We start from the raw sequence: 8,598 nt of genomic DNA, 5'->3' as shown, positions 1-8,598 counted from the left end.
TTCTAGTAATTTGACCTGCATCAATCAAATAACCATCAAAGGAGGACATTATGAAGAAGGACATCGTGGAAAAAGGGGCGATACTTCAGCGGGACAAAGAGACCTACGCGATCGCGCCGCATATTCCGGGCGGGTTCACCGATACGGCGACGCTGAGGAAGATCTGCGACGTTGCTGATAAATACCACCTTGGGCTGAAGCTCACCTCCGCCCAGCGGATCGCCATGATCGGTGCGAAAGAGGAGGATCTTGACACCATCTGGGCCGAGCTGGCCGAGCCGCATGGGGCTGCCATCGGCCTCTGTGTCAGGAGCGTCAAGATCTGCCCCGGTACCGGTCACTGCAAACGCGCCATACAGGACTCGCCGTCGCTGGGACTCAAGCTGGACAAGATCTACCACGCGATGGAACTCCCCAACAAGATGAAGATAGGCGTCTCGGGATGCCCTCTCTCCTGCGCTGAGGTCTCGGTAAAAGACATCGGCATTTACGGAACCGCCAAAGGGTGGCGGGTCTTCGTCGGCGGCAATGCTGGGGCCAAGCCGCGGCTGGCTGACCTGCTCGTCGACGATGTCCCGTCGGAGGAGGCGGTGCTCGAGATCGTGGCGCGGATCGTTGATTTCTACAAGAAGTGGCCCAAGAAGGAGCGTCTCGGCAAGGTGGTCGAGGAGCTTGGCATTGACGGGTTCAGGCGGGAGATCCTGGGGGAAGACGCTTCTGTAGAGAGTTGTGCTTGCGGAGCCCAGGCATGAAAAGGGAACAAGGAGGGGTCTCGTGGCGCTGATTCAAGACCCGATCTTTACCAGGATCAAGAACCGCGTTGGCAAGGCCATCGCCGATTTCGATCTGATATCGGAGGGTGACCGGATTGCGGTCGCGGTTTCCGGAGGGAAGGACTCTTACTCCCTGCTCCATATCCTGGAGACGCTGCGAAGGCGGGCGCCGGTTCGCTACGAGCTGGTGGCAGTCAATATCGATTCCGGTTATCGCGGCTTTCGCGCCGACATCATCGAAGAACACCTGCGGGAGCACGGCTTCTCCTATCACATGGAGAAGACCGAGCACTACGACATCATCTCCGAGAAGCGCCGGCCAAACTCTTCATACTGCTCCATCTGCGCGAGACTCAAGCGCGGCACGCTGTACACCCTGGCGCAGCAGCTCGGCTGCAACAAGCTGGCCCTCGGCCACCACATGGATGACTTCATCGAGACCCTGCTCCTGAACCAGTTTTTCGTCGGCTCGCTGAAGGCCATGGCCCCGAGCATGCTGGCCGACAACGGCATCACCACGGTCATCAGGCCGCTGGTCTATGTTCCGGAGAAGGAGATTATCCCGTTTTCGCGCAACAACCGTTTCCCCGTCGTTTGTTGCTGCTGCCCGGTCTGCGGAAAGGCGGACTTGCAGCGCAAGAAAATGAAGGAATTGCTGGAGACCCTGGAGCGGGACAATCCATTGGTAAAGAAGAGCCTGCTGAAGGCGCTTTCCAATGTGCACCCGCGGCATCTGCTCGACAGGGGCTTGACCAGGAACCCTTCCTGACGAAGATCCGCGATGATGTCTTTAACAGTGATGTACCCGCAGTAGATGACTATAAAGAAAGCGACGACGACCATTGGTTCCATGTGAGCTGCCTCCCCATCGTTTGATGATGAGACGATAGCATGGGGTTGCGACAGAATAAGTCGCACTGCTCAAGGGGGCTCATAACGTCCTCTCGTTGACTCATAACCGCCCCTCTCAATTAAACTCCTCCCTTCTACCGGTCCCCCCTCCCCATGCGGGAGGGGGCTAGGGGGGGGTAGCGCCGCCAACGGAGTTGCAGATGGCGCCTTCCCCCCCACCCTGACCCTCCCCCTCGAGGGGGGAGGGGATCTAAATTGACGACGGTTCCCGTTTCCCCCTGCGGGGAGGGGACTCACGGGGCTTGGAAAGTCCGTGATCACGACGAGCTTCCATTTTCTGGCCGGCGCTCCCGGCGGGGAAGTGAATATATAAAGGAAGGTGCCAGATGTCGGACAAGAAGACGCAGAGGGTAAGGATAGCGGTTCAATGGGGCTTTCTCCTCTTCTCCCTCTATATCGGTGTGACGTTCTATCGTTTCGTGCTCCATTTCCGCAGTGGCGGTGCTACCCCCTTCGTGGCGCGCCCTGACGGCGTCGAGGCTTTTCTGCCTATCTCCGGCCTGCTGAGTCTGAAGGGGTGGCTTACCTCCGGGAGCATCAACACCATTCACCCGGCGGCGTTGATGATCTTCCTGGCCGTGCTGCTGGTGTCGCTGCTGCTGAAGAGGGCTTTCTGCTCCTGGATCTGCCCCGTTTCCACCATCACTGAACTCCTGTGGAAGACCGGGCAGCGGGTGATGGGGCGAAATTTCAGGGTCTGGCTCTGGCTCGACTGGTTGATGAGACCCATCAAGTACCTGCTGCTGGTTTTCTTCGTCTTTTCCATCGTGCTGCTGATGTCGCCGGAGAGCGTCAAGTCCTTCATCATCTCCGACTACAACAAGATGGCCGACGTAAAGCTCCTCGACTTCTTCCTGCATCTTTCCGGGACGCCGCTGGTCGTGGTGGGGACGTTCCTCCTTCTTTCCTTCTTTTTCCGCAACCCGTTCTGCCGCTTTCTCTGCCCGTATGGAGCCCTCCTCGGCGCCCTGTCGAGGTTTTCCCCGGTGAAGGTCGAGAGGCTGCAGAGTGCCTGCATCTCCTGCGGGAGCTGCAACAAGGCCTGCCCCTCGCATCTCGATGTCATGCACCAGGAAAGGGTCTGCTCTGAGGAGTGCATCGGGTGCCTGCGCTGCGTGAGCAGTTGCCCCAAGCCGGAGGCCCTGCAACTCAGGGTGAAGGGGGGAAAGGTGGTTCCAGGGGGCGTGTTCGCCGTCCTGGTGGTTGTTATCTTCGTCGGTGGCAGCCTCGTGGGAAGGATGACCGGGCACTGGCATACCTCCATCGACAAGGCGGAGTACCAGAGGCTCATTACCAACGGCGCTGATCATCCTGAGGCGGATTCGCCCCACTAGCTCCGGCATCGATATCCTTCCTGAGCCGCGTCCGCCCCCTCCGGGGGAGGGGATGTCGGACAAGGAGCCAAAGATCGGCAAAGAAGTGTGGCGGGATAAAAACAAAAAAAGGGGACGGCATTTCTGCCGTCCCCTTTTTCGTCTCTATGCTGACTGCCTAACCTTCTTCTTCCTCTCCCAGCGCGATGTCGCGATAGGCGCGGTCTTCTTCGAAGCGCTTGGTCTGAGCCTGCTGCTTCTCCAGGTCCGCCTTGCATTTAACGCAGTGGCGGGCGAAGGGAACGATCTTCAGCCTGCCCATCGGAATCTCCTCTTCACACTCCTCGCAAATACCGTACTCGCCTTCTTCCAGCCTAAGCAGTGCCTCGTCGATATTCTTGAGCTTTTCCCGCTCGCGGTCACCCAGCAGCAGGCCCAGCTCACGATCGCGCTCACTGGAAGCCTGGTCGTAGATGTCGCCGCTCGGCTCGTTGACAGCGACGTCCGATCCGGACTTCACCGTCTTGTTGATCTCTTTAAGCGTCTCCTCTTTCATTTTGAGGAGCATCGCTTTCATTTCATCGGGTTTTTCTGTCATATTAGAATCCACTCCTGTTTGTCGGTCCCTCAAAGCGACGCAATAATACAGCAATACGATGGCCTGTCAAGCTAAAAGCCTAGTCCACGATCTCCCCGATCAGGTCATAATCTGAGGAGTCTGTGATCCTCAATTGTACTATGTCACCGACGTTCGCGTTGCCTGCAGTGATATAGACCAGGCCGTCAACATCGGGTGCCTGTCTAGATGAACGTCCCTTCAGAAGGAGCTCGGTCTCCTCGCTATAACCTTCCACCAGTACTTCTTCGATGCTGTCAACAAGTGTCCTGTTGTGCTTGAAGGAAACCCTGGCCTGGGTGCGCATCAGCTTCTTGTGCCGCTCCCTCTTGATCCTCTCCGAGACCTGGTCCGGCATGTCGGCTGCCGGCGTTCCTTCCTCTCGGGAGTAGCAGAAGACACCCAGCCGGTCGAACCGCGTCTCCTCCACAAAGTGCAGCAGCTTCTTGAAATCATCGTTGGTCTCGCCGGGGAAACCGACGATGAGCGAAGTCCTGATGGCGATATCGGGGATTTCGCTCCTCAACTTGGCGATCAGGGTGCGGATCTCTTCCTCGCTGCTTCTGCGCCCCATCCGCTTCAGGATTGGGTCGCTGATGTGCTGTATCGGCAGGTCCAGATACTTGCAGACCTTCGGCTCGTTCTTCATCAGGGAAATCAGCGAATCCCTGACCCCGTCCGGGTAGGCGTACAGGAGCCTGATCCACTTCAGACCCTCCATCTTGGCCAGCTCCGTGATAAGGAACTCCAGGGTCGGCTGGTCCGGGAGATCCCTGCCGTAGGCGGTGATGTCCTGCGCGATCAGGTTGAGCTCCTTCACCCCTCCCGCCACCAGTTGCTGCGCCTCAGCCAGCAGCGTGGCCAGCGGCCTGGAGCGCAAGGCCCCGCGCAGCGACGGTATCACGCAGTAGGCGCAGTTGTTGGAGCACCCCTCGGCTATCTTGAGGTACGCCGTGTAGTGCGGGGATGACTGCAGGCGGGGAACCTCGTCGTTGTAGACGAAGTTGGGGTCGCCGGTATAGCAGAGCTGCTCGGAGGTGGTTTTCTTCTCGGCGACGATCTCGGCGATGCGGGGGTAGTCCCCGGTGCCGATGAAGATGTCGACCTCGGGGAGCTCCTTGACGAGCTCTTCCTGGTAGCGCTGCGGGAGGCAACCGGTCACGATCAGCAGCTTGCAGCGGGCGTCGTGCTTGCGGTCGGCCAGGTCGAGGATGGTGTCGATGCTCTCCTGCTTGGCCTCCTTGATGAAGGAGCAGGTGTTGACGATGATGATGTCGGCCTGCGTCTCGTCGGTGGTCACTTCGTACTCTTCCTTCGACAAGTAACCGAGCATCACCTCGGCGTCCACCAGGTTCTTGGGGCAGCCAAGGCTTACCAGGCTGACCTTTTCCTTAATTTTCTTGCTCAAAAAATACCCCTTTTATCTGAATACCCTCCCTTGCGGAAGGAGAACTTACCTTAAAACGCTGCCTCCACCTCTACGTCTGCTCCACTCCCCCCTTGAGGCGCCATTCGCGTCTCCGTTGGCAGCTTCCCCCACCCACAGCCCCCCTCCCGCAAGGGGCGGGGAACTGATGGTACGGGTAGAAGAGGCAGGAGCCGATCTTTAGCTTCTGAAGTTCACGAACTGCATGTCGATGTCGAGATCCTTCGCCTTCAGGAGCCGGATGACTTCCTGCAGGTCGTCGATGTTCTTTCCGGTGACCCGGACCTGGTCCTCCTGGATCTGACTCTGGACCTTGAGCTTGCTCTCCTTGATGACTGCCCCGATCTCCTTGGCCTTCTCCTTGGGGATCCCGACCTGCAGGGTGATGATCTGGCGCACCATCGAACCCGACGCCTCCTCGATCTTTCCGTACTGCAGCGCCTTGGGAGAGATGTTCCGCTTCACGAACTTCGACTGGAGGATGTCGATGATGGCCTTCAGTTTGAAGTCGTCGTCGGCCAGCACCTTGATGGAATCCTTCTCCAGGGTCACCTCGCTCTTGGTCCCCTTGAAGTCGTAGCGCTGGCTGATCTCCTTCACGGTCTGGTTGATGGCGTTGTCAACCTCCTGCATGTCCACTTTGGAAACGATGTCGAATGACGGCATGGTAAAACCTCCTGAGGAAGAATTAAGTGACGGGCGACTCTTATCTGTTCTTGACCACCTCGACGCCGGCCGGAATCTTGAAGTTGAATTTGCTGCTATCGACACCCCGGTTGGTCTTGACGTTGTTGTAGTCGATCCTGGTGCTGTTTCCCGCCTGATCGAAAACGGTCGAGGAGACGATGGGGAAGGGCGTGCCGGGTTCCCCGGTGGATACGAACTGCTCGACCGCCGAGGCCTCCACCACCAGTTGGAGCCTGGACATGGCCGGGCTCTTTTTCTTCGGAGTCAGCTCGAGGACGAAATTTCCCTTCTTGTCACGCGGCTCCGGGGCGAAGGAGATCTCGAAATCCCTGGAGACGTGTCCCATGCCGGCCAGGTAGTTGAGGCCGATGCCGCCCCCCTCCTGGAAAAGCTGGGCCACATCCATCACCATCACCTGCTTCTGGTCGGGGAGATAATACCAGACCTTCTTGCCGTTGGAGATGATCTGCTGTTTGGGCTTGGAGTAGTTGAAGCGGAACATGGCATCCTTGCCGGCGCCCTTCTTGATGAAGAGCTCTCCGCCACCCTTCTCCTCGCGTTTCATGGCCTTGATGGTGCTTCTCTGGCTGAAGTCGGCCCTCAGGTCGTTCAGCGTGGTGTACCCCTGCTCCAGGGTGCGGACCACCTGCGACAGTTCCGCTCCGAAGCAGACGGTGGCGCCCGCGGCGATCAACAGCAGGGAAAGTAGTAAATGCTTCGCGAGTCTCATGATATACCTCCGGAAACTTGTGAAGGCGAGCTTCCCGGCGTCGCCTTCATCTGCTGTCATCTCAACCGCAGGAGCTGGATCCGCCCGGTTCCAAGGTCCAGACTGGTGGCGGCTCAGTATGACCGGGCATTTTGCCATACAACCCGCCGTGGTGCAACCCGTTTATCATTAGCAAGGAGCCTGGGGCGGAAGGGGCGACTCCGGCTCCCCATGCCTGCCCGGAAAGGTGCCTTGCTCATGGGAAGAGGAGGTCGGGGGCCGGGAAGGAGATGATGAGGATCTGGCATGGAGTCGCTGACAGAAAGGGAGGATGTAGAGGGGGAGTGATGACTCGACGGGGATAGGCGGGGCGGGAGCCTCCCGGCACTTTCACTTTCCCGCCAGCGCCGCCACCATGGCCTCCAGCGATTCGGGAGCCGGAACCAGGAAAACGCTCCCGCAGCAGGGGGCTTCACCGATTGAGAAGACGGTATCGATCATGAGGAGGGAGTCGTGGTGGTTCGGCCCTTCAAGGACCTCCGTCAGCACCTTCCCGGCCTCTCCCGAGATCAAGGTCGGGACCGAGGGGAGGAGCGTCATTTTGAGCAGTAAGCCCAACGCGTTGAGGCAGGCGGAGGCTATGATGTTGCCGACCTCCATCAGCGTCGAGATCTCGAGCTCGTCCAGCGGCAGCTCGGAGGACTTGTGGGACCCCAGCAGCAGCTCGACTATGCGGCGGGCGTTGGACTCCTTCAGCAGGATGAGAATGCTGCCGCGGATATTGCCGAGGATATGAAGCCGAAGGGCTCTCACCTGCTCGGTGTCGAGCAACCCGGAGGCACCCGGGCGGTCGAGCACCTGCAGGCGCGGCGCCTCGATGTTGACACCCTTGCCCATGAGCTGGGAGAGCGCAGTGGCGGCGTGGCCCATGCCGATGTTGCAAGCTTCGGTGAGTGCGTCGAGTTCGGCTGCCTCGAAAACGGGAATCATGTAAGGCCTCCTTTTACAGCAGATCGGCGAGGTCGAGGATGGTGATGACCTCGCCGTCGCCCAGGGTCGCCCCCCCGGCGAGCCCGGAGAGCTTCGACAGCGGCCTCCCCAAGGGCTTCACGAAGAGCTCGTGCTGTCCCAGCAGGCGGTCCACTACCAGGCCGATGCGACGCCCTTTGGTCTCGGTGACGAAGAGCGGCACGATCCCCCCCGGGAAGCGCCCCAGCGGCAATCCGAGGACGCGGTTGAGACTGACCATCTGGACCGGTTCCTCGTCCAGGTAGAAGACCTGCCGCTTCCCGACCGTCTCCACCTGGTCGCGCCTTAGCTCCACCGTGCGGTGGACGGCGGTCACCGGCACCCCCACCGTGAGTGGGCCGCACCTAACCACCAGGGCGTGAATGATGGCTATGGTCATGGGGAGCCTGAGGGTGAAGCTGCTCCCCACGCCGGGTTCGGAGTCGATGGAGAGGGTGCCGCCCAGCTTCTGCACCGAGGCGTTGACCGCGTCCATGCCGACTCCGCGTCCGGAGACTTCGGTGACCTCCTTGGCGGTGGAGAAGCCGGGGAGGCAGGAGAGCATCAGGGCCTGGCGAGGCGAGAGCCGTTCGGCCTCTTCGGCTGAGATCAGCCTCTTTTTCAGGGCCGCGTCGATCATCCGCTGCGGCTCCATCCCGCGCCCGTCGTCGCTCACCCTGACCAGCACGCGGTCGCGGTCCCGGGAGACCGAGAGCTTCACCGTCCCGCGGGCCGGTTTTCCCGCCGCCACCCGCTCGTTGCCGGTCTCCAGGCCGTGGTCGACCGCGTTTCTCAGGATGTGGTTCAGGGGGTCGATCAGCTGCTCCAGTATTCCGCGGTCCAGCCCGATCTCCCGCCCCTCGAGCTCGAAATGGAGCTCCTTCCCGCTCTTTTTGGCCAGCGAGCGGACGGAGCGCTGGAACCTGTCGCAGATCATCTCGAAGGGCATCAGGCGCACCTTCATGACCTCGTCGTGCAGGGAGCGCAGAAGCCTCGCCGACTCGGAGATGGCGTCGTTCAGCTGGGGGGAGTTCAGCTCCCGGCTCACGTTCAGCAGGCGGTGCTTGTTGGTCACCAGCTCCCCGGTCAGGTTGACCAGATGATCCAGCAACTCGGTCCTCACCCGAACGGTGATGACCTCCCCTGCCGGCTCC

General features: G+C 60.0%; 9 protein-coding genes. 3 read left to right on the top strand and 6 right to left on the bottom strand.

What is annotated here, in order from left to right:
- Nucleotides 1-50 precede the first annotated feature (50 nt).
- The 3 genes from AC11W3_RS19370 to AC11W3_RS19360 all read left to right on the top strand — a co-directional run bounded on the left by AC11W3_RS19370 (nucleotide 51) and on the right by AC11W3_RS19360 (nucleotide 3,019).
- Entirely contained in the window at nucleotides 51-752 is a 702-nt protein-coding gene (locus AC11W3_RS19370; RefSeq protein WP_484093586.1) for an NAD(P)/FAD-dependent oxidoreductase, read from the top strand.
- 22 nt (nucleotides 753-774) lie between these two features.
- The gene (gene ttcA / locus AC11W3_RS19365) at nucleotides 775-1,542 is read left to right on the top strand and encodes a tRNA 2-thiocytidine(32) synthetase TtcA (protein ID WP_484090380.1); all 768 of its coding nucleotides are present in this window, start codon (nucleotides 775-777) and stop codon (nucleotides 1,540-1,542) included.
- Between the two features lie 469 nt (nucleotides 1,543-2,011).
- A complete protein-coding gene (locus AC11W3_RS19360; protein ID WP_484093585.1) occupies nucleotides 2,012-3,019 on the top strand; it encodes a 4Fe-4S binding protein in 1,008 nt (335 codons plus the stop codon).
- Between the two features lie 157 nt (nucleotides 3,020-3,176).
- Here the strand turns inward: AC11W3_RS19360 and AC11W3_RS19355 are convergent, their stop codons facing one another.
- From AC11W3_RS19355 to AC11W3_RS19330, 6 genes are all read right to left on the bottom strand, one after another.
- The gene (locus AC11W3_RS19355) at nucleotides 3,177-3,596 is read right to left on the bottom strand and encodes a TraR/DksA family transcriptional regulator (protein WP_484093584.1); all 420 of its coding nucleotides are present in this window, start codon (nucleotides 3,594-3,596) and stop codon (nucleotides 3,177-3,179) included.
- Nucleotides 3,597-3,675: 79 nt separating this feature from the next.
- Complete coding sequence (gene rimO, locus AC11W3_RS19350) at nucleotides 3,676-5,022, bottom strand: 30S ribosomal protein S12 methylthiotransferase RimO (protein WP_484090377.1); 1,347 nt, start codon at nucleotides 5,020-5,022, stop codon at nucleotides 3,676-3,678.
- A 198-nt stretch (nucleotides 5,023-5,220) separates the two neighbouring features.
- The gene (locus tag AC11W3_RS19345; protein ID WP_484090376.1) at nucleotides 5,221-5,706 is read right to left on the bottom strand and encodes a YajQ family cyclic di-GMP-binding protein; all 486 of its coding nucleotides are present in this window, start codon (nucleotides 5,704-5,706) and stop codon (nucleotides 5,221-5,223) included.
- Nucleotides 5,707-5,746: 40 nt separating this feature from the next.
- On the bottom strand, nucleotides 5,747-6,457 hold the full coding sequence (locus AC11W3_RS19340; RefSeq protein WP_484090375.1) for a LolA family protein: 711 nt from the start codon (nucleotides 6,455-6,457) through the stop codon (nucleotides 5,747-5,749).
- 369 nt (nucleotides 6,458-6,826) lie between these two features.
- Nucleotides 6,827-7,426: a chemotaxis protein CheC gene (locus tag AC11W3_RS19335; protein ID WP_484090374.1), complete on the bottom strand. Its 600-nt coding sequence runs from the start codon at nucleotides 7,424-7,426 to the stop codon at nucleotides 6,827-6,829.
- Nucleotides 7,427-7,439: 13 nt separating this feature from the next.
- Nucleotides 7,440-8,598, bottom strand: a 1,159-nt coding sequence (locus AC11W3_RS19330; protein WP_484093583.1) for a chemotaxis protein CheA, incomplete at its 5' end; no start/stop codon positions are given.

The sequence above is a fragment of the Geomonas sp. genome, from assembly GCF_056994735.1.
This window is presented reverse-complemented; position numbering and strand designations above follow the sequence as displayed.

Coding starts and splice junctions, on each gene's coding strand:
- AC11W3_RS19370 (WP_484093586.1), top strand. CDS start 51: ATGAAGAAGGACATCGTGGAAAAAGGGGCGATACTTCAGCGGGACAAA.
- AC11W3_RS19360 (WP_484093585.1), top strand. CDS start 2,012: ATGTCGGACAAGAAGACGCAGAGGGTAAGGATAGCGGTTCAATGGGGC.
- AC11W3_RS19355 (WP_484093584.1), bottom strand. CDS start 3,596: ATGACAGAAAAACCCGATGAAATGAAAGCGATGCTCCTCAAAATGAAA.
- AC11W3_RS19345 (WP_484090376.1), bottom strand. CDS start 5,706: ATGCCGTCATTCGACATCGTTTCCAAAGTGGACATGCAGGAGGTTGAC.
- AC11W3_RS19340 (WP_484090375.1), bottom strand. CDS start 6,457: ATGAGACTCGCGAAGCATTTACTACTTTCCCTGCTGTTGATCGCCGCG.
- AC11W3_RS19335 (WP_484090374.1), bottom strand. CDS start 7,426: ATGATTCCCGTTTTCGAGGCAGCCGAACTCGACGCACTCACCGAAGCT.